Source organism: Kushneria halocnemicola (genome assembly GCF_965650455.1).
In the GTDB taxonomy this organism is placed as follows: domain Bacteria; phylum Pseudomonadota; class Gammaproteobacteria; order Pseudomonadales; family Halomonadaceae; genus Kushneria.
Map to the genome: position 1 here is coordinate 1,741,450 of NZ_OZ287968.1, position 25,262 is coordinate 1,766,711.

General features: G+C 63.4%; 20 protein-coding genes and 1 pseudogene. 10 read left to right on the plus strand and 11 right to left on the minus strand.

The annotated features are described in order from the left end of the window. Positions 1–37: 37 nt before the first annotated feature. The 8 genes from phnD to ACS92L_RS08080 form a co-directional block, all read right to left on the minus strand. A complete protein-coding gene (gene phnD, locus ACS92L_RS08045) occupies positions 38–997 on the minus strand; it encodes a phosphate/phosphite/phosphonate ABC transporter substrate-binding protein (RefSeq protein ID WP_438768317.1) in 960 nt (319 codons plus the stop codon). A gap of 102 nt (positions 998–1,099) precedes the next feature. Beyond that, positions 1,100–2,491, minus strand: a complete 1,392-nt coding sequence (hemG, locus tag ACS92L_RS08050; RefSeq protein WP_438768318.1) for a protoporphyrinogen oxidase — start codon at positions 2,489–2,491, stop codon at positions 1,100–1,102. 176 nt (positions 2,492–2,667) lie between these two features. Beyond that, entirely contained in the window at positions 2,668–3,537 is an 870-nt protein-coding gene (gene yghU, locus ACS92L_RS08055; protein WP_438768319.1) for a glutathione-dependent disulfide-bond oxidoreductase, read from the minus strand. Positions 3,538–3,629: 92 nt separating this feature from the next. Then, positions 3,630–4,859 carry a multidrug effflux MFS transporter gene (locus tag ACS92L_RS08060; RefSeq protein ID WP_438768321.1) on the minus strand — a complete coding sequence of 410 codons (1,230 nt, stop codon included), beginning with the start codon at positions 4,857–4,859 and terminating at the stop codon, positions 3,630–3,632. Continuing rightward, positions 4,856–5,458: a TetR/AcrR family transcriptional regulator gene (locus tag ACS92L_RS08065; RefSeq protein WP_438768322.1), complete on the minus strand. Its 603-nt coding sequence runs from the start codon at positions 5,456–5,458 to the stop codon at positions 4,856–4,858. Before ACS92L_RS08065 ends, ACS92L_RS08060 begins: the two co-directional genes overlap by 4 nt. Positions 5,459–5,619: 161 nt before the next feature. Next, positions 5,620–6,345: an SDR family NAD(P)-dependent oxidoreductase gene (locus tag ACS92L_RS08070; protein ID WP_438768324.1), complete on the minus strand. Its 726-nt coding sequence runs from the start codon at positions 6,343–6,345 to the stop codon at positions 5,620–5,622. A gap of 56 nt (positions 6,346–6,401) precedes the next feature. Next, positions 6,402–6,869: a nuclear transport factor 2 family protein gene (locus ACS92L_RS08075; RefSeq protein ID WP_438768325.1), complete on the minus strand. Its 468-nt coding sequence runs from the start codon at positions 6,867–6,869 to the stop codon at positions 6,402–6,404. A 28-nt stretch (positions 6,870–6,897) separates the two neighbouring features. Next, positions 6,898–7,509 carry an NAD(P)-dependent oxidoreductase gene (locus ACS92L_RS08080; RefSeq protein WP_438768327.1) on the minus strand — a complete coding sequence of 204 codons (612 nt, stop codon included), beginning with the start codon at positions 7,507–7,509 and terminating at the stop codon, positions 6,898–6,900. 173 nt (positions 7,510–7,682) lie between these two features. Between ACS92L_RS08080 and ACS92L_RS08085 the strand changes: the two genes are divergently transcribed. Then, positions 7,683–8,066, plus strand: a complete 384-nt coding sequence (locus tag ACS92L_RS08085; RefSeq protein WP_438768329.1) for a winged helix-turn-helix transcriptional regulator — start codon at positions 7,683–7,685, stop codon at positions 8,064–8,066. Between the two features lie 20 nt (positions 8,067–8,086). Here ACS92L_RS08085 and ACS92L_RS08090 read toward each other — a convergent pair whose 3' ends face one another. Further along, positions 8,087–10,180: a mechanosensitive ion channel domain-containing protein gene (locus ACS92L_RS08090; RefSeq protein ID WP_438768331.1), complete on the minus strand. Its 2,094-nt coding sequence runs from the start codon at positions 10,178–10,180 to the stop codon at positions 8,087–8,089. A gap of 282 nt (positions 10,181–10,462) precedes the next feature. Between ACS92L_RS08090 and ACS92L_RS08095 the strand changes: the two genes are divergently transcribed. After that, on the plus strand, positions 10,463–11,350 hold the full coding sequence (locus ACS92L_RS08095) for an aldo/keto reductase family oxidoreductase (protein WP_438768332.1): 888 nt from the start codon (positions 10,463–10,465) through the stop codon (positions 11,348–11,350). Positions 11,351–11,428: 78 nt separating this feature from the next. On the opposite strand, the gene ACS92L_RS08100 is transcribed toward ACS92L_RS08095, so the two are convergent. Beyond that, positions 11,429–11,854 carry a YqaA family protein gene (locus ACS92L_RS08100; protein ID WP_438768333.1) on the minus strand — a complete coding sequence of 142 codons (426 nt, stop codon included), beginning with the start codon at positions 11,852–11,854 and terminating at the stop codon, positions 11,429–11,431. 249 nt (positions 11,855–12,103) lie between these two features. Between ACS92L_RS08100 and ACS92L_RS08105 the strand changes: the two genes are divergently transcribed. From ACS92L_RS08105 to ACS92L_RS08120, 4 genes are all read left to right on the plus strand, one after another. Continuing rightward, the gene (locus ACS92L_RS08105) at positions 12,104–13,312 is read left to right on the plus strand and encodes a GGDEF domain-containing protein (RefSeq protein WP_438768335.1); all 1,209 of its coding nucleotides are present in this window, start codon (positions 12,104–12,106) and stop codon (positions 13,310–13,312) included. 119 nt (positions 13,313–13,431) lie between these two features. After that, complete coding sequence (locus tag ACS92L_RS08110; RefSeq protein ID WP_438768336.1) at positions 13,432–15,351, plus strand: alpha/beta hydrolase domain-containing protein; 1,920 nt, start codon at positions 13,432–13,434, stop codon at positions 15,349–15,351. A gap of 220 nt (positions 15,352–15,571) precedes the next feature. Beyond that, the gene (locus ACS92L_RS08115; protein WP_438768338.1) at positions 15,572–16,810 is read left to right on the plus strand and encodes an MFS transporter; all 1,239 of its coding nucleotides are present in this window, start codon (positions 15,572–15,574) and stop codon (positions 16,808–16,810) included. A gap of 153 nt (positions 16,811–16,963) precedes the next feature. Continuing rightward, complete coding sequence (locus ACS92L_RS08120) at positions 16,964–18,295, plus strand: MFS transporter (protein WP_438768340.1); 1,332 nt, start codon at positions 16,964–16,966, stop codon at positions 18,293–18,295. Positions 18,296–18,380: 85 nt separating this feature from the next. Here the strand turns inward: ACS92L_RS08120 and ACS92L_RS08125 are convergent, their stop codons facing one another. Beyond that, positions 18,381–20,693: a TonB-dependent siderophore receptor gene (locus ACS92L_RS08125; protein WP_438768341.1), complete on the minus strand. Its 2,313-nt coding sequence runs from the start codon at positions 20,691–20,693 to the stop codon at positions 18,381–18,383. 124 nt (positions 20,694–20,817) lie between these two features. Here ACS92L_RS08125 and ACS92L_RS08130 point away from each other — a divergent pair, with 124 nt between their 5' ends. The 4 genes and pseudogenes from ACS92L_RS08130 to ACS92L_RS08145 all read left to right on the plus strand — a co-directional run. Then, positions 20,818–21,579: a response regulator gene (locus ACS92L_RS08130; RefSeq protein WP_438768342.1), complete on the plus strand. Its 762-nt coding sequence runs from the start codon at positions 20,818–20,820 to the stop codon at positions 21,577–21,579. Positions 21,580–21,620: 41 nt separating this feature from the next. Beyond that, positions 21,621–23,006, plus strand: a complete 1,386-nt coding sequence (locus tag ACS92L_RS08135; protein ID WP_438768343.1) for an ATP-binding protein — start codon at positions 21,621–21,623, stop codon at positions 23,004–23,006. Between the two features lie 244 nt (positions 23,007–23,250). Continuing rightward, entirely contained in the window at positions 23,251–23,676 is a 426-nt protein-coding gene (locus ACS92L_RS08140) for a DUF2231 domain-containing protein (RefSeq protein ID WP_438768344.1), read from the plus strand. A 44-nt stretch (positions 23,677–23,720) separates the two neighbouring features. After that, positions 23,721–24,950 (plus strand): annotated as a pseudogene (locus ACS92L_RS08145) (PQQ-dependent sugar dehydrogenase); the annotation flags it as partial. Positions 24,951–25,262: the final 312 nt, after the last annotated feature.

Consider the following 25,262-nt stretch of genomic DNA (forward strand, 5'->3'; position numbering starts at 1 on the left):
CGCCCATCGCCCGGCCGGATGAGCAGTGCAACCGCCATCAGCCGCACTCGTAGCTCACGCCGTTGGCCTCATCGATGGTGCGAATCACTTCCCAGTCATCCTTGAAGTTGATCTCGACAAACTGCGATTCGCCACCGCTGCCGAACTCCTTCTCAAGCCCCGAGCCCTGCCAGTCGAAGGTCCTGAAGGCTTCCTGAATTTTTTCCTGCAGTTCGGGATCAAGATCATGGGCCACGCCATAGCCGGTGGTCGGGAACGTCTGGGAGGTATAAAGCGAGGTCATCTGATCGCTCTGGACGACGCCGCGTTCGACCATGCGATCGCGCACCGAGTTGGCGATCGCCGCGGCGGTATAGTCATGATTGACCACCCCCAGAATCGAGCTGTCGTGCGCCCCGGAGAACACCGTCTCGTAGTCGCGCCCGGCCTCAAGGCCGAACTCGGCCTTCAAAATCGCCGAGGGCGCCTTGAAACCCGAGTTGGAAGTCTCGGACGTAAAGGCCAGCTCATGGCCCTTGAGCCCCTCGACGTCGTCGATACCGGAGCCCGGCCAGGTGATGATTTCCATTTCATAGCCAAAGGCGCCGTCATCACCAGCCATCATGGCGAAGGGGCGAAAGCCGGCACAGGCCACCGCCAGCGGCGTGGTGCCGGTACTGAAGCCGGCGACATGCAGCCGTCCGGCGCGCATCGCCTCGATCTGTGCGGCGTTGGACTGCACCGGGAAGAACTGCACCCGCTTGCCGGTCACCTCGCTCATGTGATCGAGAAAGCCCGACCACACGTCGGCGTACATGGCCGGGTCCTCGACCGGGGTATAGGCAAAAATCAGGGTGCTCGGGTCGCGCCACTGCGATGAGTCAGTGGGCACATCCGCGACCATGTCGCCGTCACTGTCGCTGTAACGGCTGCTGAGCTGAAAGTCGGCCTGTGCTGTCTGTGCCAGCGGCAGGGCCAGCAAAAAGGCGGCCAGCGCGCTAAAGGAGGTCGTACGCATGAGAGTCGTTCCCGGGATTGTTCTGTAGAGATGACAATCCTGGGCAATGAATATGACAGCACGACGACAGCGGCGGCGGTTGTCCCGATCCCGCTGCCTCGATTACCCGGGGGCCAGTCGCTCGCCGAGCAGCCGGCCGTTTTCCAGACAGTCCCCCACCGCGATGCCGTCGCGCCAGTTGCCCACCAGCGAGAGTCCCGCGTGGCGCTCCAGCGCGCGGTCCAGCCGCTTGATCCGATCCAGATGACCGAGTTCATACTGCGGAATGGCCTGCGGCCAGCGGCTCACCTGCTGCCACACCGGATCACCGCGGATGCCCAGCAGATCGCGCAGGTCGTAGAGCACCTGCTGGACCTGCTCGGCGTCACTGCCCTCGGCGGCCTCGGGCTGACGCCGACCGCCGATGAAGGCGTTGATCAGGCAGTGCCCGTCGGGCGCTCGGCCTTCAAAGATCGTCGAGGAGAACAGCGCCCCCAGCGTGCGGCGCTTTTCGATGCTCGGGATCAGCACGCCGAAACCGTCGAGGGGATGCGTGATGTCCTCGCGACGAAAGCCCAGCGCCACCGCGTTGACCGGCGGATAGGCGATCTCTGCCAGCGGCGCCGTCAGCGCGGCATCCAGCGGTGCCAGCAGTTTGATCGCCACCGGCGCCGACACGGCCAGCACCAGTTCGCGGGTGCGCCAGATGCGCCCCTCGCTGTCGGTGACCGCCCAGCCCGCGTCTTCCCTTTCGATCGTGGCCACGTCACACCGACACACGATCTCGCCGCCGTGGGTCTCGACCTCCTCACCGAGCCGCTCGGCCAGCCGCCCCAGCCCCGCGGGGAAGCTCACCAGCTTGCCGCGCCACTCGGCAGGCATCTCGGGGGTGGCCCGGCGCGACTGCCAGAGCCGGGTCAGCCCGCCACGAATCAGCGAGCCGTAGTCGCGCTCAATCGCCACCAGCCGCGGCATGGCCGCCTGCGCCGAGAGCCTTTGCGGATCACCGGCATAGACACCCGAGACAAACGGGTCAACCATGCGATCCAGCACTCGCCGGCCCAGGCGGCGTTCGACGAAGCCGGCCAGGCTTTCCTCCGCGGCCTCGCTTTTTCTGACGAAGGGTTCGCGCACGATCTGCGACCAGCCCTCGCGCCCGATCAGAGGATTATTCAGGGCGCGCAGCGGATGAGTCGGCAGCGCCACCGGGTGGCCGTTCATCGCCACAAAGCGCTTTTGAGCCGAGGCGTTGGCCGATTGCGCCTCCCCGAGCAGATCCATCTCCTCGAGCAGTCGATACAGCGGCGGCTTCATGATCAGCGTGTTGGGGCCGATCTCGGTTTGCCACCGGCCATCGCTGCGGCTGCTGATATTGCCGCCCACGCGCGCTTCGCGCTCGAGCAGCGCCACCCGTTTGCCGCGCCGGGCCAGTACGCGCGCGCAGGCCAGCCCCGTCGCGCCGCCGCCGATCACGATCACGTCGTGGCAATCGTTTGTTACGCTGCCCTCTTCCATCGGTGCTTCCCCCTGCCTGGTTCATCCATTCTCTCGATGACAACAGCATACGCAGCGCCGACCTGTCGGGCGACAAATGCGGCGCGACACATCGCCATCACCGCACGCTTGCCGCCTTTTGGCATCAAAAAGCCCGGCACGGGGCCGGGCTTTTAAACGCTTGAGACGGTTCCTGATCAGTCGCTTTGACCGATTTTGTCCTGCGTTTTGGTGTCGAAGTCGCTGGCATCGTGGCGCTCGTGGAGCTGAGTCTTTGGCTCACCGAAGGTCCGGTTGACCATGCGACCGCGCTGCACCGCCGGGCGGGCGTCGATCGCGCGCGCCCAGCGCATCACGTGCTCATAGCTTTCCACCTGCAGAAACTGGGCGGCGTTGTACAGCCGGCCCAGCGCCAGCTGGCCGTACCAGGACCAGATGGCAATATCGGCAATAGTGTACTCATCGCCGGCCATGTACTGATTGTCCGCCAGGTGGCGGTTGAGCACGTCGAGCTGGCGCTTGCTCTCCATGGCGTAGCGGTCGATCGGATACTCGAGCTTTACCGGCGCATAGGCGTAGAAGTGGCCGAAGCCGCCGCCCAGAAACGGCGCACTGCCCATCTGCCAGAACAGCCAGTTCATGGTCTCGGTGCGCGCCACCAGCTCGCCGGGCAGCAGCGCGGAGAACTTCTCGGCCAGATAAAGCAGAATCGAGCCGGACTCGAATACCCGCGTGGGCGGCTCGGTGGTGTGATCGGCCAGTGCCGGGATCTTGGAGTTCGGGTTGATTTCGACAAAGCCGCTGCTGAACTGCTGGCCTTCACCGATATCGACCAGCCAGGCGTCGTATTCCGCGCCCTCGTGGCCCAGCGCCAGCAGCTCCTCGAGCATGATGGAGGCCTTGACGCCGTTGGGCGTGGCCAGCGAGTAGAGCTGAAACGGGTGCTTGCCGACCGACAGGGCCTGGTCATGGGTAGGCCCGGCCACCGGACGGTTGATGCTGGCAAACTTGCCGCCGCTTTCCTTCGGCTCCCAGACCCTGGGCGGTGTGTACTGCTGATCACTCATGTGTCGTGTCCCTGTTACTTGCATGTGGGTGCCCGGCACCCGGCGTCACGAGAAAAGATAGCGGGTTAACGAACAACCAGCGACCGCTGTGTTTATTCACTCGCCTCATGTCGAATCAGCCGCCCCGCCAGCACGCACATCGCCATGGCCATGACGCCGCACACGGCGATGGTCAGCGGCATCAGCGCCGGCCCCTGGGTGGCCAGACTGACCACATAGCCCACACAGGCCGCCAATAGATAGTGCAGCGTGCCCATTAGTGCCGAGGCCACGCCCGCCTGTCGACCGCCATGGTTCATGGTCAGCGCCGTCAGGTTGCCAAACACCAGCCCAAGCGCGCCGATTGCCAGCGCCAGCAGCGCCACATAGACCTCAAAAGTCCCCATACCGGCCATGACGGCCAAAGCCAGAAGCCCGCCGGCCAGTGCGTGAACGCCCAGCCCGATATAGGTGACGCGCGCCGGCGTCATGCCACGACCGGCGAGAACGTTGGCCAGCGTGCCGCCCAGAATCAGCCCGACCGAATTGGCGGCAAACAGGTAGCTGAAGTGGGTCGGCGTCATGCCGAAATGGTCGGTGAACACGAAGGCGGCTGCGCTGATGTAGGTAAAGAGCGAACCCAGCACGAAACCACCGGCGACCGTGTAGGCCATGAAGACCCGACGACGCGACTGGGTCAGATAGCCCTGCACCACGCCGCCCACGCTCAGCGCCACCCGACGCTCGGGCTCAAGGGATTCCGGAATGGTGGCCAGCGCCCACACCAGACCGACCCCGCCAAACACCGCCAGCACCCAGAAGATACCGCGCCAGCCGCCGTGCTCGAGCATGAACCCGCCCATCATCGGTGCCACGACCGGGGCGATCATCATCACCTGCATCAACAGCGAAAAGATTCTGGCCGAGCTTTTGACGTCGCAGAGATCGGCCACGATGGCACGCGGTGCGACCAGTCCAGCAGCGGCGCCGATGGCCTGGGCAAAGCGTGCGACCAGCAGCCACTCCAGCGTGGGCGCCATGGCCGCCGCGACCGACCCGGCCACAAAGATGACAAGACCCACCATCAGCGGCAGGCGACGCCCATAGCGCTCCAGCAGCGGGCCGTAAAGGCCCTGCCCCAGCGCCAGCCCCGCCAGAAAAACCGACAGGGTCTGCTGCACGCTGCCGGCAGAGACCCCGTAGTCCTGAGCAATCATCGGCATGCCGGGCAGATACATGTCGATGGCCATGGCATCGAGCGCGGTCAAAAGGGCCAGCAGTATCACCAGCGAAAGCCCGATGCTTCCCTGATGGACGTCAGCCCGAGCCGTCTGCTGAGTCATGGCGTTTCTCCCTTTTCAAGCCTTGCGATACTGTCACCCATGAGTCGCTCCAGGGCGTTGAGGCGCGCTTCAAAACGCGCCTGACCGATATAGATCAGGGCCACGTGCAGGCTGTCGACCATGCCCATCCAGGCATGCCCCATCACCTCGACATCGTCCTCGCGAAGTGGCGCCCCGACGTGGCAGCGCAGCGCAGTCGTAAAGTCCGCCAAAAGCTGCTGCATGTAGGCCTCATAGCCCTGCTGCAGCGTGTCAAAAAGCGAGTCGGGCGGAATATAGGAAGTGCGCAATAGAAAGCGAAAATGCTCGGAGTCGGCGTAGCGCGCCAGCAACGACGCGCAGTAGTGCTGTCCGGGCAGCACGTCATCACCGCGAGCGAAGCACTCGCTGGCAAAGCGCGCCTCCATTTCAAGCGCATCGTTAAAGACCGCCATGAACAGCGCATCCTTGTTTTTGACGTGCGAGTAGAGCGACGCCTTGCGAATTCCGGCGTCCGCGGCAATGCCGGACAGTGACGCCCCCTCGTAGCCATGCCGGGCGAACTGAACCACTGCGGCATCAAGCACCCGCCGCAGCGCCGGGGTCGTGGTGGATGACATTGTCGATACTCCTGAAAGTGACTGACCCGATAACGCTCGCCGCAAGGGAGCAAGCATTGGGCTGCGCATTCTAACGACTAATGCTACCGACCGGTAGGTAGCCTTGATCGTTTAAAAAAATGGCCCTGATGGGCCATTTCTATCGTTGATGACGTCAGCCGTTACCAGCTCAGCGTCTGTCCTTCAAAATCCACAAACCGCTGCTCGAGACGACCCAGCGCCCCTTCCAGAACGTCTGCCAATCCCGTCACGCTCTGCTCGACCGTTACCGGGGCATCAACGCCGCCCATATCGGTCTGTACCCAGCCAGGGTGCAGATTCAAGACCCCCACACCGGCAGGAATCGCCTCGTTAACGGCAAAGCCGCGAGTGAGGCTGTTGAGCGCTGCCTTGCTGGCCCGGTAGAGCTCGCGGTCGCCCGAGTCGTTAAGCGATACGCTGCCCATACGCGAGCTCACAAACCCGATCACGCCATGAGAGGCCATTGCCGGCAGCAGGGCGCGGGCCAGTCGCAGCGGCGCCATGGCGTTGAGATCAAAGAGCTCGCCGGTCTCTTTCTGACCTGCCTGCTCGGCGCGCTGATGATCCGGCCCCATGATGCCGGCCGAAATCACCAGCAGATTCAGCGCCTGCACGCCAAGCGATGCGGCAAGCTGTGCAGGCCGGGCGGCGTCTGCGAGATCCAGCTCGACGATCTCCAGCGCCGCATCATATTGCGTCTGCAGCTCTGCCAGCGCCTGCGGCATGCGGGCGCTGTCGCGTACCGTGGCCGTGACCTGCCAGCCCCGGGCCAGCAGCGCGTGTACCAGCCCCAGCCCGATGCCGCGAGAGGCACCAACGACCATGGCCCGGTGCGAGGCGTGTTCAACGGTTGCGGCTTTTATCATGTCATCTCCCTGCGGCTCGACGGTTCAGGACGTGTCCTGTTTAAAACGTGTACTTTTTAAAACATGGTGTTGTCGTTGGCGGATTCTTCCGGCACCGCCTGAATCACGTCCCAGTGCTCAACAATTTTACCGTCGTCGACGCGGAAGATATCCACCACGGCCTCGCCCTGATCCTCGTCACCGTTGGTCGAGTGAACATGCAGCCAGACCAGATCGCCATCGGCGGCGCTGCGCATGATTTCGCTTTTGTAGTCCGGATTTTCCTTGAAGTAACCCGAGAAGTAATCGACGAAGGGTGCCTTGCCGTCAGGCACCTCCGGGTTGTGCTGGATATAGTCGCCTGCCAGCACCTCGCCGCTTTTTTCGGTCTCATGCTCGTTGAAAAACTGGTTGTAGAAGTCCACCACCAGTTCCCGATTGGACTCTTCCTGATCCACGTCGCGCTCGGACTGAGCGAACGAGACCGCAGGCACGGCCAGCATCAGGGCGGTCGTGGCAACACCAAGGGATTTCAGTAGCGACATGCAGATAGCTCCGGTAGGGGTTGATTGATCAGTAGCCGACGGTAAAGCGCTGGCGCACATGAGCGGGGGTTTCCAGCTCATCGACCATCGCCACGGCGTAGTCTTCAAAGGAGATGCTGGAGCCGCCCTCATGGGTCAAAAGCTGATCCTGACCGAGTCGAAACTGCCCGGTACGCTCGCCGGCCACGAATTCGGCCGAGGGCGACAGGAAGGTCCACTCGAGATCTTCCACGCCGCGCAGAAAGTCCAGAAACTCGCCGCCGGCGCGCGCCTCGGGCTGGTAGGCATCGGGGAAGTCTGGCTGATCGATGAGTTTCTCACCAGGGGCCACTTCGAGGCTGCCGGCCCCGCCGACCACGAGATAGCGCAACACGCCGGCATCGCGTACGGCGCCGACCAGCGTTTTCACGTCATTGGTCTTGAAGTTCACCGCGCTGATGACAGCGTCATGCCCCTTGAGCAGCTCGGCCAGCGCCTTGCGATCATTGGCATCGCCCTGCCGGGCCGTCACTCCGGGCAACAGAGTGATTTTCTCCCTGTTGCGAGCGATGGCGGTAACCTGATGTCCGCGATCCGAAAGCTCTGCGAGAAGCCGCGAGCCGGCGTTACCCGATGCGCCAATCAATGCCACCTGTGCCATATGCCTCCTCCTTGAATGCCGGTATCATGGGCGGTCTAAAAGACAGACCGTGGATTCAACTTAAGTGAGTTCCGAAGCCGGCGCAAGACGTCACACGCACCTGACAGGGTCACATCCATGTGACCTGCCAGCGTCTGCCCCGGCCACCCAACCACCCGATCGATGGCGATATCATGACAACGATGCCCGACAGCGATGCGTTCGTTTTCGACCAGCCCTGCCCGATTCGTGATGTGCTTGATCGCATCGGCAATCAGTGGAGCCTTTTGATACTGGAGGCGCTGGCCCCCGAAACCCTGCGCTTCAATGCCCTGATGCGCGAGATCGGCGACATTTCAAAACAGATGCTTTCGCGCACGCTCAAACAGCTCGAGCAGGACGGCTTCATCACCCGCACGCTCTACCCCGAGGTGCCCCCGAAGGTGGAGTACGCCCTGACGGCGCTGGGGCGCTCGTTTCTTGAGCCCATGCAGCAGCTGGTGGCCTGGGCGGACGCGCACCACCGCACCATTGTGGAAGCCCGAAGCCACTACCGGACGAGCCTTGAGCAGCCTTGACGAGACACCGGCGCCGCGAATCAGCGCCGGGCATTTTTTTCAGACCGCTTTCGGCCCTTTTCCGTATGCCGCCTTCTGGAGGCCTTCTGGGCCTCCTCTTCATCGCCGCTACTGGAGCTTTCGCTGGCGTTTTTCCTGAAGCCTTTTTCGGCGTTTCTTTCAGCGTCGTTACTTACCGCTTTCGCGGCATTTTCCTCTTCATGCGCCCGGGCATCTTTTCCATCGCCATCACTTTCGGGGCTTTCTTCAGCGTTGTGTTTAAAGCCTTCTTCACTGTCGTCGTTGACATTGTTGTCGTCGCCATTCTCGGCGCCGTCTTCGTCATCACCGGCCTCGGGGCTTTCTTCCGCGTCCCTTTTAAAGCCTTCTTCACTGTCCCCCTGGGCGCCCTGCTCGCTGTCACTGTCCGGCGCTGCATCGCCGGTCTCCGGTGCATTGCCAAAGGCGACATCGTGGCGCCCGACTGCCATGACCTCTCTGGGCCACCACTCGGGATGGTGATCACGCACAAAGGCCAGCAGCCTTTCCCGGATCAGCATCTCTGCCGTCCAGCCGCTCATCGGGTCGGTGGTCATGAGATAACAGGCAACCGTTTGTGCCATGTCGGTCTGGCCGGTCACATAACACAGCAGCCTGTCGTGCTCGACGACACTATCGTCTTCTTTGGCAAACTCGATGAACTTCTCTCGGATACGGGCAATATCGGCGCTCAGATGAAGCTTCATTTCGAGACACCGGTACTCATGGGTACTTTGAGCCGACATGTTTTCAAACGGCTTTGAGGCAAAATAGGTCACCGGCACGATCAGGCGACGGTCGTTCCACACTCTCAAGCGGATAAACGTATAAAAGATGCCCTCGACGTAACACCACTGATCCTCAAACATCACCAGATCACCGATGCGTATGGGCTTGGCCAGCGACAGCTGAAACGACGACAGGATATTGCCCAGCACCGCCTGACCGGCGATACCCACCAGCACCGCCAGAACGCTGGCCGAGGCCATAATGGAAAGCCCCAGCGTCTCGAATATCTGCACCTGGCTGAGCACATAGACCGAGACGGTCGTGACCATGATCAAAATGATGATCCGGCGCAGCGCATAGAGGCTGGTGAGCAGCCGGCGCTCCTCCTTGGGGCTGGTGTCGTCAATTTCACCGACCAGGTGGTGCATCATGCGAACCATGAAGGTATCAAGCAGACGCAGCGCGATCGTGCCGATTGCCCAGCCCAGAACGATGATCAGAACCACTCGAAGCGTCGTTGTGATGATCGCCGAAAAGGACACCACATAATCCAGCAGTATCTGGGTGACCAGCGACATGACAATAAAGGCCAGAGGCCCTCTGATTCGACCGGTAAAAAAGCTTCGGTAGCCCTCGGGCAGTCGCCGGGCGACCCATCCCGCCAGGCTGTAGACGCACCACCCCAACAGCGCGATCAGTGGCAAAACAATCGGGATACCGATCCACTCCCAGGCCTTGAGCGTGCCAAAGGAGGTCTTGAGGCGTTCGGGAATATAATCCTCGAATTCGGAAGGGCCGTACTTGTCGTATAAAAGCGGGATAGAGGAGATGGTGTCGGGCATGATCAGCCAGACCGGATCCTGCCCCTCGACGCGATAGCGGGCCAGGCGAACATCATAGGTTTCGCCGTCAGCCTGAAAGGAGGTCAGCTCGATGTTACGACGCGTCTCTCCCGCCCGGGGGTTTTGTCCCGACGGGTCCTCGATGGCGGCGTCCTGACGTCCGGAAAGGCCTGACACCCTCAACCACTCTCCCCGGCGAAGCGCCACGGACAGCTCCCGAACCAGCTGCTCGCCTCTTGCCTGCTGCTCTTCAGGGCTTAACTCGGACAGATTGAGAACATGAGCGGCGGCCGCGTAATCCTCCTCGCGGGTCAGCTCCATGAGACTTCGAATCGCCTCGCGCGGCGTTGACCGCTGCACGCTGTCGGGCGCCTCGCCCAGCCCGCTATTGAGTGATTCAACCGAAAACCAGCGTCCATCCTCGCCGGCCCCCTCCTGTGCCTGTACCTGGAATGCGCACAGACCGGACAACACGAGCGCCATTGCTGCCAGCAGCCACACCCGCCATACATTATTTCCCTTCATACCTACCCTGAATTGTCTGGATGCAATAACGTCTCCTCATGCCGTTTCCTGTCGAGATGTCACCGGCGAGGCAAGGGCCCCGGACGATCAACGAGGCGAGGGCATCGTAATCTTCACCGCCGCGCTCGTCCTCCATCTGTGTTGACAAATCGAAGGGATTCAAAAAAAGGCAACCATCGGTACCCGCGTACCCAACCCATCAACGGATGGGACTACACTGGCCGTAACCCCTTTCACGGGGTACCTCCACGGGCCGGTCAATCACATTTCGGGAGAACGCGCATGGTCGATATCAAGGCCGCAGGACGCTATACGCTTGGCGCAGGCCAGGTAAACCGCATGGGCTATGGGGCCATGCAGCTGGCCGGTCCCGGCGTTTTCGGCCCGCCGAAGGATCCGGCCATGGCGCGCCGCGTCCTTCAGACCGCCGTTGAAGCCGGCGTTGATCATATCGACACCGCCGACTTCTATGGCCCACACGTGACCAATCAGCTGATTCGCGAGGCGCTGCACCCCTATCCGGATCAGCTGCACATCGTCACCAAGGTCAGCGCCCGGCGCGACGAGAACGGCGGCTGGCTGCCGGCGCTCTCGCCCGAGGAATTGACCCGCGCCGTCGAGGACAACCTGAAAAACCTCGGGCTCGACGCGCTGGATGTGGTGAATCTGCGCAGCATGATTGACGCCCACGGCCCGGCAGAGGGGTCGCTGGAAGGTCCCTGGACCACGCTGCTCGAGCTGAAGGCGCGCGGGCTGATCCGCCATCTGGGACTGAGCAACGTCACCGCCACCCAGGTACGCGAGGCTCAAAAAAGCGGCGAGGTGGCCTGCGTGCAGAACCAGTACAATCTGGCCCTGCGACACGATGATGCGCTGATCGACGAACTGGCCGCGCAGAACATCCCCTACGTGCCCTTCTTTCCACTGGGTGGCTTCACGCCCCTGCAGTCGGATGCCCTGGATGAAGTGGCCGCCCGCCTTGAGGCCACGCCAATGCAGGTGGCGCTGGCCTGGCTTTTGCAGCGCGCGCCCAATCTTTTGCTGATTCCGGGCACCTCATCACTCAAGCATCTGGAAGAGAACCTGGACGCCGCCAATCTGCTGCTGCCGCATTCAGAGCTGGCCGTGCTGGATCGTATCGGTGCCGATGAGACACGCGGTAGCGAATGATCAAAAGCGAGGCGGTGACGAACGACTGAACAGGCGGCCGGCTCAACGAGCCGGCATGTCCTGTCATACCCTCAAACGCTACACAATCACGATGCTCAGCACGATGTAGCGCAGCGCCTTGCCCAGGGTCACAAGCAACAAAAACCAGAGCAGATTAACCCGCAACACCCCGGCGATCAGCGTCAGCGGATCCCCGATGATCGGCACCCAGGCAAGCAGCAGCGACCAGCGTCCGTAGCGGCGAAAGCGCTGCTCGGCGCTGATCATGAGCCCCGGTTTCTGGCGCTTGAGCCAGCCCTGATTGGCCCAGTAGCCCATGGCGTAGTTCACCAGCGAGCCGAGCACATTGGCGACGGTGGCAATGATGATTAAAGACACGGGCGAACCGCCGCTCAGCAGCAGCGATGCCAGTACTACCTCTGACCCCATCGGCAACAGCGTGGCCGAGAAAAAGGCCGATACAAAAAGCCCGGTCTGACCGATATCCAGCAACAATCCCCCCATGACGTGATTTCACCTGCGCGAGCGTAACGGCCCGGCCTGCGTGGCCAACCGACATAATGTTAATCAGTGTTAGACGCCGCAACAAAAACGCTTAATACCTCTACACTCAAGAAGGCGTTGTTGATGTGTTGCGAATCGCTTTAGAGCCATGAGTCCATGGCGGTTGCCTGTCATGGCCAACGCCGCCGGGAGCTGTCGGACAAAACAAGGCCATGTACGGCGCGCTCACGGGCTGGATAAGGCAAGTCAATGATCGATACCCTCAAAAAACTCTGGTCACCCGGCACGTCAGGGAAGCCTCGCGGCGTGCGCCGACGGATCGCCCTGTGCAATCAGCTGGGGCTTTTTGGTACCGTCGCCACCGTGCCCTACCAGCTGTTTTATTACAGTTACGATTTTTCGGTCTATCAGGGGGTCTTTTTCGCCAATCTGATGTTCATGGCGGGGTATCTGTCGGTTCTGTCGCTCAATCATCGGCGCCGGCACAACACGGCAAGCACGGTGCTTTTGATCAACGCCTGCTGCCAGCTTGGGGTCGTGACCTGGTTTATCGGGACCGAAGCCGGGGTGAACCTGTTTTATTTTACCCTCGCCTCCATACTGGCCTTTCTGTACGAACGCCCCAGAGCGCGGATATATGCTGCCATCATGGCCTTGTTTGGCGGGCTCTATGTTGTTACGCACTTTCTGTTTACGGCAGACACCGCTGTCGCACCGCTGCCCTCCCCCTGGATCGATGCGATGTATGTCTTCAGCGTGGCAGGCGCGCTGATGCTTTCGGGTATCGTGTTGTATCTTTTTCGCCAGCAGATTGATCACGCCGAGGGCGAGCTGACGCTGAGCAATCGGTATCTGGAAACGCTCAGCAATACCGACCCGCTGACGGGCCTTGCCAACCGGCGGGCACTCGACGTGGCGCTGGAACGCGAATGGTCGCGCCTTGCCCGCCGTCAGCAGGCGCTGTCGGTCATCATGTTCGATGTCGACCACTTCAAGACCTTCAATGACCGCTACGGCCACTACGGCGGCGACCGATGCCTGCAACGTATTGCCCGGGCCGCGAAGGACGTCATCTCTCGGTCGCCGGATCTGCTGGTGCGCTACGGCGGCGAAGAGTTCGCCATTGTCCTGCCCGACACCGATGAAGCAGGGGCGCGACAGCTGGCGCAGCGGCTGTGTGCCACCGTTGAGGCCCTCAACATCTCCAATGAAGCACTGGGGGCGGGGGCGCGCGTCACCATCAGCGTTGGCGTCTCAAGCATCACGCACATCCTGCCCGATGCCCATGAGTACGGCGGCGCGCATCTTTTAAAGCGCGCCGATGAAGCGCTGTATCAGGCAAAATCCAGTGGCCGCAACCAGGTGGTATATCGTCCGTACGGCCACACCGGCCCTGTCGAGACCGGCGCCGAACACCTGGTTTCCGATGAAACGGACAGCCCGACGCCGCTGTCCTGATACCGCCCGTCAGCTCCCTTTTGCGCCACACGACAGTCCCGGCCTCGTTCACAAGGGGATGGCATTGTCTCCGGCAATCACGCACCCTTGAACGCTGTTTGTCCGCCAGAGCTTCCCTGATGAAATGCCTTGCCCGACGACCCGCCCGCACCGCTGCCATGACCCTTGCCCTGCTTTGTGCACCGGCGGAGGCCAGAGTGACCGGCTTCGATGTACTTTCCACCACTTCCTTGTACGACGGGCGCCACTTCGGTGAGGCCGGCAGCTATCAGCGCATCAAGGCAGTCGCGCATTTTGGCGTCGACCCCGACAGCGAGCACGTGGCCGGCATCGCGGGTATCGACAAGGCGCCGGTCAACGCCCGCGGCGAGGTGGAGTTCAGTGCCGAGGTCGTGATATTGCAGCCTGCCGGCCAGAGCTCGGGGACGCTGTTTTACGAAATCCCCAACCGGGGCCGCAACCTGAGCCTGGCGCTGTTGAACCGATCGTCCATCAGCGACCGGTTCAGCGTGGACGACCCGGGTGATGGCTTTCAGATGCATCAGGGCCATACGCTGGTCTGGGGCGGCTGGCAGACCGGGCTGGCGGATGATCTGCTGACCATGGACCTTCCCGTCCTTGAAGGCGTCACGGGCCCGTCGCGCGATGAGTTCATCTTCGATAATGCCGACACCATCAGCCGCGAATCGCTGAGCTACCCGGCCGCCAGTATGGCGCCGGATGCGGCCACCCTGACCGTGCGTCCGACGCCCCAGGCACCGCGCGAGACGCCTGAAGGCCTGTCGTTTCGCTATCTCGACGAGCAGAACGTTGAGATCACCCGACCCGAAGGGCTGGATGCCGGGGCCATCCACGAGCTCGTTTATCCGGCCAGAGGCGCGCTGCCCTCCGGTCTCGCGCTGGCGGCCACCCGCGATCTGGTGTCGTTTCTGCGCGGCAACCCGGGCCATGACGTGGCCCCGCCCACACACGATATCGATCACACCATCGGGCTGGGCATTTCCCAGTCGGGGCGGTTCCTGCGCGATCTCATCTATCAGGGTTTTAACGCCGATGAGCACGGCGCGCGCGTCTTCGATGGCGCCATGGTCCACATCGCGGGCTCACGCAAGACGTTTACCAATGCCCTGTTCGCCCAGCCCGGGCGCTTTTCACGCCAGCACGAGGACCACGACTTCCCGGGCGACCAGTTCCCCTTCACCTACGCCGAAACCACCGATGCGCTGACCGGGCGCCGTGACAGTCTTCTGGCCGCCTGCACGGCCTCAAACACCTGCCCCAGGCTGATGCACAGCGACACGTCCACCGAATTCTGGCAGGGCCGGGCCTCGCTGGTCTCCTCGACCCCGGCAGGCGAGCCGCTGACCATGCCCGACAGCGTGCGGCTGTATTTTCTCGCTGGTCTGCCACACCTCAATGCCTGGGGCGCAGTGTCGGATCACAAGGCGATGTGTCAGTACCCGACCAACCCGCTGAGCCCGGCGCCGGTCATGCGCGCGCTGAGCCGGGGCATGCAGGCCTGGATCAGCGAGGGCACCGAGCCGCCGGCCAGCGCCTATCCGGGGCTTGAGCCCGACACGCTGACAGCGCCCGAGGCCCTGACCCTGCCGCGCATCAGCGGTGCGACGCCATCACCGGTCGTCAACGAGCTGCACGTCATGGATCATGACACCATCCCGCCCACCGCCGGTGCGGCCTATCCGGTTCGGGTGCCCCGCGTCGATGCCGACGGCATTGCCAAAGGCGGCGTGCACCTGCCCTACGTGGCGGCGCCGCTGGGCAGCTATCAGGGCTGGAACCTGCGCGCGGCAGGCTTTGGCCAGGGGGATCTTTGCAGTCTCGATGGCAGCTATCTGCCTTTCCCGACCACTGCCACGCAGGCCGACAGCCGGGCGCCGGTGGGTGCGCGCTACGACAGTCGCAACGCCTATATCGAAGCCGTGCGTCAACACGCCGACCGCCTGGTAGAGCAGCGTCTGATGCTGCCAGGCGATGTCGGGTTTGTCGTGGAAGCGGCCCCGCCCTGGCCGCTCGACTGAAGGCACGAGGTGCCCGGCGTTGAACCGACGCCGGGCGCCGGGGCGTGTCTGTGCTTGAAAAGGCGCTACACTGTTAGACCGCTCGCCGGCCCATTCGCGGCGCCCCCCATACCCCGGATGCGGCCAGGCAGTTCCTCTTGCTTTTGAATCAACGATCACAACCGCGTCATGACCAACCGCTTTTTGATGGTATTTTCCAGGCCTGCACCCATGGCCGCCCATGAGTGATCGCCGGCTGTTCCGCTCGCTGAGTGTCTACAACTACCGTCTCTGGTTTGGCGGCGCACTGGTGTCCAATATCGGCACCTGGATGCAGCGCATCGCCCAGGACTGGCTGGTGCTGACCGTGCTCACCGCTCATGACGCCAGCGCCATGGGCCTGACCATGGCGCTGCAGTTCGGCCCGCAGCTTCTGCTGCTGCCGCTGTCGGGCTTTGCCGTGGACTATTTCGACCGGCGCCGCCTGATCATGCTCTCCCAGGCGCTGCAGGGGCTTTTGGCACTGGGGCTGGGCCTTTTGACGCTCACCGATACGGTGACACTCTGGCAGGTTTACCTCTTCGCGCTGGCGCTGGGGTGCGTGACGGCCTTTGACGCCCCGGCGCGGCAGGTGTTCGTCAACGACCTGGTTGGCGAAAAACTGCTGGCCAATGCGGTGGCGCTCAACTCTACCTCGTTCAACGCCGCCCGCATGGTCGGCCCGGCCATCGCCGGACTTTTGATTGCCGCGACAGGCACCGGCTGGCTGTTCATCGTCAATGCGCTCTCCTTTGCCGGCGTACTGGGCGCGCTGTGTCTTTTGCGCGTTGGTGATCTCCATGTTGCCGAGCGCGCCACGCGCGGCCCCGGCGGGCTGACCGAGGGCTTTCGCTACGTCAGGGGCCGCCCCGATCTGAGCGCGCTGCTGTTCATGCTTTTTTTGATCGGCACCTTTGGCTTTAATTTCCCGGTCTTTATCTCGACCATGTCGGTGAGCGTGTTTCACGGCGACTCGGATCAGTACGGGCTTTTGACCACCTGCCTGGCCGTGGGCTCGGTGACCGGGGCGCTGCTGGCCGCCCGGCGCGAGCAGCCGCGCATGGGGCTTTTGCTGGTGTCGTCGCTGTCGTTTGGCGTGTTCTGTACGCTGGCGGCACTGGCGCCCAGCGTGTGGCTTTTTGCCCTCGCGCTGATGCTGACCGGGCTGTCGGCCCTGACCTTCATGACGGCGTCCAATGCCACCATGCAGCTCACCACCGCCCCCGCCATGCGCGGGCGGGTAATGGCGCTGCGCACCGCGGTGACGATGGGCGGCACGCCGATCGGCGCCCCCATTGTGGGCGCGCTGGCCAATCACGCCGGCCCGCGCTGGGCCATGATGGTCGGCGCCGTGGCAGGGCTTTGTGCTGCCCTCGTGGCGCTTCGGGCTCGTTCGGCCGAGCGTCGCCGGGCAGCCGCCGATCCCAGCGAAAATCTCTAGCGCCTGCGCCCTTTTCAGGGCGCTGATTTCGCTTCTTTTCCCCTGATTTCAGGCGTATAGTGCGCTCGCTTTCGACCGCCCGGTCGAAGGACTGCTTTCGAAGGACTCGTCGGCTCTCCCGCCCGCCGACGCTTATCAGGATCAACACGCCTCATGTCACGCCAGCTGTTCTCGATGGCCCTTGCGCCACTGCTCGGACTTTTTATCTTTGGTATCGGTAACGCCTTCATGATGTCGCTGGTGACGGTGCGTCTGGACGCCGCCGGCGCCTCGGCCACCACGATCGGCTGGATCTCGTCGGCCTTTCACGCCGGCCTGGTCATCGGTGCCTTGTTCAGTGACCGCATCCTGCTGCGCATCGGCCACATCCGCGCCTACGCCTGCTTTGGCGCGCTGGTGGCGGTCACGGTGCTGGCTCAGGGGCTGTGGGTGAACGCCGAATTCTGGTTTGTCATGCGCTTTTTGTGTGGTTGGGCAACGCTTGGCGTCTATCTGGTGATCGAGAGCTGGCTTTTGAGTGCCTCGGACCCGAAGGTGCGCGGTCGCCTGCTGGCGCTTTACATGATTGCGCTCTACGGCGCCGGCGTGATTGGCCAGCTGCTGCTGGGCGTGGCGGATTTCGGGGGCGACTCGGCGGCCTTCATGATCATCGCCATATTGGCGGCGCTGTCCATTCTGCCGCTGGGGCTGATCCCGCGCGTCTCGCCGCTGGTGGAACATGCCGAGCCGCTGTCTCCCTGGCGGTTGATCACGGTCACCCCGACCGGCGTGGTGGGCTGCTTTGTGGCGGGGCTGGTGATCTCGGCGATTTACAGCCTGCTGCCCCTGTATCTACAGCGCATCGGGCTGGAGCTTGCCGAGGTCGGGCGCATGATGGCGATCGTGATTCTGGGCGCGATGCTGTTGCAGTATCCGATCGGGCGCTGGTCGGATCGCCATGACCGACAGATGGTGCTGATCATCACCAGTGCCGCGCTGGGGGCGCTCAGCTTTGGCGTGCTGTTCGCCGCAGACAATCCCATGGTAATGGCCGGCATGCTGTTTTTGATCGGCGGCAGCGCGTTTGTGCTGTATCCAGTGGCGATCAGCCACGCCTCCGACCGCGCCCCGGCCGGTGCGCTGGTGCGCATGAGCCAGGGGCTTTTGTTGATCAACGAACTGGGCGCGACGTTTAGCCCGCCGCTGATCACGCCGGTCATGGACCATCTGGGCGACACGGGGCTTTTTCTGGCGCTGGGCAGTCTGGCCAGTGCGCTGATGGTATTTCTGCTGTGGCGTCGCAGCCGGCGGCCGGCGCCGCTGCCCGTGGCGCCCTTTACCTCCAACACGCCCCACTCCGCGGTCGGCGCCGAGCTGGTCGTGACCGAGGCGCTGGTGCAGGGCGCGCTCGAGCACGAGCATCAGGAAGACCTGTCGCAGGTGGTGCCGGACGTGGCCACCGCGCACCCTGACCCGGCCAGCACCGACGGGCCGCGAACCGTCTGATCGCGACCAGCAAAAACGCCCTGCCGGCCCCGGTGTTTATCCGGTGCCGGCAGGGCGTGAGATCCGACCGGATCGTTCGCTGTGGTTAGAAGGTGGTGCTCAACGTGACGGTGCCGCTGCGCGGCTGACCGTAGATCGAGCCGGCGTAGAAGCCGTAACTGTCGTAGTAGCGCTTGTCGAACAGGTTATCCAGGTTGAGCGTCACGCTGGTATTGTCGGTGATGTCGTAGGAGGCCATGGCGTTCCAGATTGCATAGCCCGGCCACCTGGCGCGGGTGGAGCCGGTGCTGACGCCATCGGTGGGCCGCCCTGCCGGGCTCGAGATCGCATCGATGTTGCTCTGGGCGCGCACGCCACCGCCGAAGGTCCAGCGATCCAGCATGCCCGCGGGCTGATAGGTCGTTGAGAGCTTGAACAGGTGTGACGGGTCACTGCGGCCGTCGGAGTCGATGCTGCGAAAGTGCAGATAGGTGTAGCCACCGTAGACGTTCCAGTTCGGCGTGATCGCGCCGGCCACTTCCAGATCCACCCCTTCGGTCTCGTTGCCGGTGCCGGCCTTGTAGGCCTGACCGCCGGTCGGTGTCTCGTTGGCGCCGTCCAGCACGGCGGCGTTTTCCTGACGGGTACGGAACACGGCCGCAGAGGCGTTCAGCTGACCGTTAAACCACTCTCCCTTGATGCCGGCTTCGTAGCTGTCGCCCTCGAGTGGCTTGACCCGATCGCCGCTGCTGGTCTCGCGGGTCTGCGGCGTGAAGATGTTGGTGTAGCTGGCATAGAGCGAATAGTTGCGGGAGAGGTCATAAATCACGCCGGCATAGGGCGTGAAGACGCCGTTTTCCTGCTGGCTGCTGATGCGGTCGCCGTCAACACCGCGGCTTTCGGTCTTGTAGTAGCTGGCGCGGGCACCAAGAATCACCGACAGCGGCTCGGTGACGTTTAACCGCGTGGCGGCGTACACCCCGCGCAGGCGCGTCTTGTCGACGCTGGTGCGACCGGTTCTGGAGGCATCCAGGCTGAAATCGTCGTCGACGCCATTACGCCAGTCGGTGATGGCCAGCCCGTCGAGGCGGTACATGCAGTTTGCAGACGCAACGGAGGTCGTATCGCTCGACATCACGCAGTTCTGCTCGGGTGAGCGTTCACGCGTGCGGCTTTCGCTGTAGCCGAACATCACATCGTGCTGGCGGCCGAACAGATCATACCTGCCGCTCAGATCAAATCGGGCGGAGCGCTGACGGGTCTCGGGCATCTGGCGCAGGCCGTTGAGAACGGCGCCGCTGCCGTCCTGATTCCAGTAGCCGCCATAGTTGCCATCGCTGTCACGATTGACCTTGGCCACCGCCAGCTGATTGACGGCATCGATGTCGCTCTGGGCGATTCTGACATCAAGCTGCCAGTCGCGGTTGAACTGATGGGTCAGTGACGCGAACGTGGTGTTGGTCTTTGACTGCGCGTAACTCCAGTGCGGCGCCAGGTTGGTGCTGCGCGACAGATCGGTTTTTTCACCGTCGGCAAACCAGATCGGCACGTTGGCGCCCCACCCGGCCCCGCGGGTCTTGCGGTACTCATACTGATAGCCCGCGCCCAGCGTGGTGTCCTCGGTGGCATCGAACTCGAAGGTGGCCAGCGCCGCCCGATTGCGATTGGATTCGTTGTCGCGAAACGAGTCGCCCTCCTGCTGGGTGACCACAAACCGCGAGCGGATGCTGCCGTCTTCGGTCAGCGGCAGATTAAGATCCGCCCCGACGCGGGACTTGTCCCAGCGGCCATAGGAGACGTAGGCACTGCCGCCGAATTCCTTTTGCGGGCGCTTTCGCACCAGATCCACGGTGGCCGACGGGTCGCCCGTGCCGCCCAGCAGCCCGTTGGCGCCGCGCACAATATCAACGCGCTCGTACATGTCCATGCTCAGGGCGTTACCACCGCCGCTAAAGCCCGATCCGCCGGGAAACTGCAGCCCGTCCACCCGCCAGTTGTTGATGTCATAGCCGCGCGCCCGAAAGGAGGTGCGCACGCCGACTTCGGACTTGTTGGCAGTCACCCCGGGCGTGAGCTCCAGCGCGTCCTCGAGATCGACCACCCGCCGATCGTCCATTTGCTGGCGCGTGATACTGGTGACCGACTGCGGCGTCTCCCGGGGCGAGAGATTCAAGCCGGTGGCGCTGCGGGTTTCGGGCACCGTGTAACTGCTGGCAAAGCCGCTCTGGTAGCTGGCTGCCTCGATCGTCATGGGTGCCAGCTGAACGCTTGAGGCGTTTTGATTGTTATCGGAAGGCGGCTGCGCGTACACCGCCGTGCTGAGCAGGCAGCTGCCGAACGTGGCGGCAATGGCTCCGGCGAGCGGCTTCCCTGACCACTCGAAGGCGTTCCCGGATGCCTGTGAAGCGCGATTGTTCATGAATGACCCTTTACGAAAATAATAATGATTAGCATTTACCACTCTGGGGCCGACGATTATATTGGCGCCCTGGATCAGGAACCTTTTGCTCTGTGGGGCATATGTAATGGATTGTATTGGTGACGTGAGCGTCTTTGCCGCAGGCGACGAGCGCTGCGATGAAAGTCCGCGGGTGCTCGTGGTGGATGACGATGACGAAATTCGGGCGCTGATCACTGACTATCTCGCCGGCATGTGCTATCGCACCCGCTGTGCCGCCAGCGGCCGCGAGATGTGGGATCGACTGGATGACAGCGTGGATCTGGTGATTCTTGATCTGATGCTGCCGGGCGAGGACGGCCTGAGCCTGTGCCGCGCCCTGCGCCATCAAGGCAGCCTGCCGGTGATCATGATCAGCGCGCGCGGCGCCTGTGCCGAGCGCATCATCGGGCTCGAGCTCGGTGCGGATGACTACCTGTGCAAGCCCTTTGACCCACGCGAGCTGTTGGCCCGCATCCGCGCCGTGCTGCGCCGCCAAACCCCGGATCGCGAGCCCCCTGCTCAAGCGTGCGATGCCGACTGTCATTACAGTGAACGCCGCTTCGCCGGCTGGCGGCTGGACCTGCAGACCCGCCGCCTGCACGCCCCCGATGGCCGGCACTTTGATCTGACGCGCTCGGATTTCATGGTGCTCAAGACGCTCAGTGAGGCCCCCAACCGGATCGTCAACCGCAACGCGCTGAGCCATCAGGCCTTCGGGCGAGAGTACTATCCGGATGATCGTTCCATCGATGTCTGCATCAGCCGGCTGCGTCATGTGCTCGAGGACAACGCGCGCCGCCCGCGCTTTATTCGCACCGTTCGCAATGAGGGGTATCTGCTCGAACTGCCCGCCGCTGTCGCATGATGCGCACCGGGTTTGATGTGATGCGCGCCAGAGTGCGGCGCATGCAGACATGGCGCCCCCGGTGGTGGCCCGACTCGCTGTTCGCCCGACTGAGCGTGATTCTTGTGGTCACCGGTTTGTCGATCCAGCTGCTGTTCAGCAGCATCTGGTATGACGTGCGCTACAGCCAGGTGCTGGAAGAGCCGGCGCGGCTGGTGGTCTTTCGCACCGTGGAGGTCATCCAGCGACTCGGGGAGGCGCCGTCAAGCCCCCTGCCGGACACCGCCACCTTCCATGTCGAGCGGCGCGCGTCACCGCTGCCCGTTGCCTCGCGGCTGGACCCGGCTCAGAAGAACGTGGAGCGCCTTTTGCAGGACGCCCTGCACCGTGAGATGGGCGAGACCCTGCAGCTGTCGCTGCTTGATGTCAGTCTGCGCGACGACCGGGACCGCCTCAGCACCTGGGCCAGCCTGTTCGGCTTCTCCCGGGTGGTCGGACATTTCGATTTTCAGCTGCGCCTGGCCTCCGGGCAGTGGCTGCATGTCGAGGCGGTGCAGGCGCGGGGCTGGAACGGCCGGCCCGCCTGGCAGGTACTGGGCGACTACGCCATGCGCGTTTATCTGCTGCGCGCGCTGGCTCTGATGGCGGTGGCGCTGGTGGTGGCCCGCCTGATCACCCGACCGCTGAGACGTCTGGCACGCGCCGCCTCGGCGCTGGGCGAGGATATCCGGCGCCCGCCCCTGGCCGTCGAGGGGCCAAGGGAGATGCGCCGCGCCGCCGAAACGTTTAATGCCATGCAGCGCCAGCTGATTGATCTTATGGGCGAGCGCACCCAGCTGCTCTCGGCCGTCTCTCATGACCTGCGCACCCCGCTGACCCGCATGCGCCTTCGGGTCGAGGGCATCACCGATCCATCGCTGCGGGAGAAGCTGGTGGCCAACATCGATCAGATGGAAACGCTGATCGCCTCCCTGCTGGACTCCGCCGGCGACAGCACCGCGGCGAACCACACCCCGTTCGACCTGACCCACCTGATCAGCGAGGTCGTGGACGAGTTTGTCGAGACGGGCAGCGATGTGCGCTGCGACCCGGCCCCGATGACCCTGATCACCGGCCACGCGCCCAGCCTTCGCCGCGTGCTGCACAATCTGATCGACAACGCCCTGCGCCATGCCGGCAGCGCGCGCCTGACGCTGCATTCCGGCGACGACCGGGTCGAGGTGGCCATCCAGGATGATGGCCCCGGCATCGATGAGGCACACCTTGCCAGCATCATGCAGCCCTGGGTGCGCGGTGATATCTCGACACCCTCCGAGGAGATCGGCTACGGCCTGGGGCTGAGCATCGCACGCAGCATCGTGATGGCGCATCAGGGCCGGCTGAGTCTTGCCAACCGGGATGGCGGCGGCCTGCGCGTGGTGATGACCCTGCCGACCCGACAGGCGTAAGCGCTCGACAGGCCGGCACCTCTTCTGGCGCGCTACCTTTTGGCGCGACGTCTATTGCGCCGTATCGGGTGCTAAACCCGCAGAACGCCACGCGTCAGCTTTATTCAGAATAAATTCAGGTTCGAGCCAGGTCGAAAGTGCTTCCCTGGTGCGGCCATAAAACGGCTACGCTGTGATGGAACGCTCATGACAATAACGTGCCGCCGAGGCACAATTTTTCCTTAATGTTTTCAGGGGGTCCTCCGTGAACGCTGCTGTCGAACATACCTATCGAGGCGGATTGAATCCGCTGCACGGAGTGCTGCTTGCCGGCACCTTCGTGCTGTTTCTGGGTGCTGCGCTGAGCGACTACGCCTATATGGCAAGCTATGAGATCCAGTGGGCCACCTTTGCCTCCTGGCTGATTGCCGGGGCGCTCGTGTGTAACGGGCTGGCCTTTGTCTGCAGCATCATCGGGCTGTTTCGCGCGCTCGATCGCCGCCGCGGCCTCATCTATGTCGCGGTGCTGGTGGTGAGCTTTGTGCTTGGCTTTATCAACGCGCTGATCCATGCCATGGATGCCTGGGCGATCATGCCCACCGGCTTTATCCTGTCGATCATCGTGACGGTGCTGGCCCTGGTCGCTACCGGACTGGGTTTTTCAAACACTGGCGTGAAGGTAAAACAATGACATTTTCCAGACTCTGCCTGACCACGCCGCTGGCGATTGCGCTGATGGCTGCAGGCACCAGCGCTTCGGCGGCCAACCTTCAATACGGCCCCAACCCGGATCTCCCGGAACCGCAGCGCGGGCTGCTGCCGGACATGACGGTGCCTGAACAGGCCGATTGGAACGATGAAAAGCCGGTGGTGCCCGATGGCTACAGCATTACGGCGATTGCCACCGACCTGAAAATACCGCGTCAAACGCTGATGCTGCCCAACGGCGACATCCTGGTGGCCGAAGGCAGTGGCGGCAACGCCCCGAAGCTCAAACCCAAGGACTTTATCGCCGGCGTCATCAAGGCCAAGGGCAAGACTTCGGTGGAAAGCGGCAACCGGCTGACGCTGTTGCGCCCCAACGGCGACGGCAGCTATGAGCAGTCGGTCTTTGCCGACAACCTCAACGCCCCCTACGGACTGGCGCTGACCGATGCCGGCCTGTTTGTGGCCAATCAGGACGCGCTGGTGCGCTTTGACTACGAGGAGGGCCAGACCGAAGCCAGCGGCGCGCCCGAGGTCGTCGCGCAGCTGCCCGCCGAGATCAACCACCACTGGACCAAGGCGATGACCGCCAGCCCGGATGGCGAGTATCTCTACGTCGGCATCGGTTCCAACAGCAACATCACCGAGCGTGGCATGGAAGCCGAGGTCAACCGGGCCGAGGTGTGGGAGATCAACGCCGAGACCGGCGCGCATCGCCCCTACGCCACCGGGCTGCGCAACCCCACGGCGCTGACCTTCCAGCCGGATACCGACACGCTCTGGGCAGTGGTCAACGAGCGTGACGAGCTGGGCCCGGATCTGGTGCCGGACTACATGACCACGGTGCAGGACGGCGGCTTCTACGGCTGGCCCTACAGCTACTGGGGCCAGCACGTTGACCCGCGCGTGAAGCCGGAAAACCCGGAGAAGGTCGAATCCGCCATTTCGCCGGACTACAGCCTGGGCTCCCACGTGGCGCCGCTGGGCATCGCCTTTTCGACACCGCAGGTGGGTGGGGAATACAGCGACGGCGTCTTCGTCGGCCAGCACGGCAGCTGGAACCGCACCGACCCGGTGGGCTACAACGTGGTCTTCATTCCGTTTGAAAACGGCGAGCCTGCCGGCGACCCGGTGGACTTCGTCTCCGGCTTTCTCACCGATGATGGTCGCACCCGCGGTCGCCCGGTGGGCGTGACCGTCGCCCCGGATGGCGCCGTTATCGTCGCGGATGATCTGACCAACGCCGTATGGCGCGTCACCCGTGATGACGCCGGCGCACCGCAGCCGACAGCCGCCCCGGCCGGCAACGACGGCGCTGCCATGCCGGAAAGCGATTCCGCCGCGCCGGCAGAAAGCACCGACGCGCCGGATGAGCCGACCGTCACGCCGGATGACCGCGCCGACACGCCCGATGAGCAGACCGCCACACCGGACGACGACGCGGACACGCAGGACGATGCACCCGGCGGCGACCAGGAAGAGCCCGCTACCACGGCAACCTGATACCGCCGGTTTGCCTCTGCACTATCCGTACCCCGGGGGGCCACCTCCGGGGTATTTTTTTGATCGCCC

What these genes read in the sequence shown, in the direction of transcription:
- phnD (WP_438768317.1), bottom strand. Translation starts at nt 997, where the DNA reads ATGCGTACGACCTCCTTTAGCGCGCTGGCCGCCTTTTTGCTGGCCCTG.
- hemG (WP_438768318.1), bottom strand. Translation starts at nt 2,491, where the DNA reads ATGGAAGAGGGCAGCGTAACAAACGATTGCCACGACGTGATCGTGATC.
- yghU (WP_438768319.1), bottom strand. Translation starts at nt 3,537, where the DNA reads ATGAGTGATCAGCAGTACACACCGCCCAGGGTCTGGGAGCCGAAGGAA.
- ACS92L_RS08060 (WP_438768321.1), bottom strand. Translation starts at nt 4,859, where the DNA reads ATGACTCAGCAGACGGCTCGGGCTGACGTCCATCAGGGAAGCATCGGG.
- ACS92L_RS08065 (WP_438768322.1), bottom strand. Translation starts at nt 5,458, where the DNA reads ATGTCATCCACCACGACCCCGGCGCTGCGGCGGGTGCTTGATGCCGCA.
- ACS92L_RS08070 (WP_438768324.1), bottom strand. Translation starts at nt 6,345, where the DNA reads ATGATAAAAGCCGCAACCGTTGAACACGCCTCGCACCGGGCCATGGTC.
- ACS92L_RS08075 (WP_438768325.1), bottom strand. Translation starts at nt 6,869, where the DNA reads ATGTCGCTACTGAAATCCCTTGGTGTTGCCACGACCGCCCTGATGCTG.
- ACS92L_RS08080 (WP_438768327.1), bottom strand. Translation starts at nt 7,509, where the DNA reads ATGGCACAGGTGGCATTGATTGGCGCATCGGGTAACGCCGGCTCGCGG.
- ACS92L_RS08085 (WP_438768329.1), top strand. Translation starts at nt 7,683, where the DNA reads ATGACAACGATGCCCGACAGCGATGCGTTCGTTTTCGACCAGCCCTGC.
- ACS92L_RS08090 (WP_438768331.1), bottom strand. Translation starts at nt 10,180, where the DNA reads ATGAAGGGAAATAATGTATGGCGGGTGTGGCTGCTGGCAGCAATGGCG.
- ACS92L_RS08095 (WP_438768332.1), top strand. Translation starts at nt 10,463, where the DNA reads ATGGTCGATATCAAGGCCGCAGGACGCTATACGCTTGGCGCAGGCCAG.
- ACS92L_RS08100 (WP_438768333.1), bottom strand. Translation starts at nt 11,854, where the DNA reads ATGGGGGGATTGTTGCTGGATATCGGTCAGACCGGGCTTTTTGTATCG.
- ACS92L_RS08105 (WP_438768335.1), top strand. Translation starts at nt 12,104, where the DNA reads ATGATCGATACCCTCAAAAAACTCTGGTCACCCGGCACGTCAGGGAAG.
- ACS92L_RS08110 (WP_438768336.1), top strand. Translation starts at nt 13,432, where the DNA reads ATGAAATGCCTTGCCCGACGACCCGCCCGCACCGCTGCCATGACCCTT.
- ACS92L_RS08115 (WP_438768338.1), top strand. Translation starts at nt 15,572, where the DNA reads ATGAGTGATCGCCGGCTGTTCCGCTCGCTGAGTGTCTACAACTACCGT.
- ACS92L_RS08120 (WP_438768340.1), top strand. Translation starts at nt 16,964, where the DNA reads ATGTCACGCCAGCTGTTCTCGATGGCCCTTGCGCCACTGCTCGGACTT.
- ACS92L_RS08125 (WP_438768341.1), bottom strand. Translation starts at nt 20,693, where the DNA reads ATGAACAATCGCGCTTCACAGGCATCCGGGAACGCCTTCGAGTGGTCA.
- ACS92L_RS08135 (WP_438768343.1), top strand. Translation starts at nt 21,621, where the DNA reads ATGCAGACATGGCGCCCCCGGTGGTGGCCCGACTCGCTGTTCGCCCGA.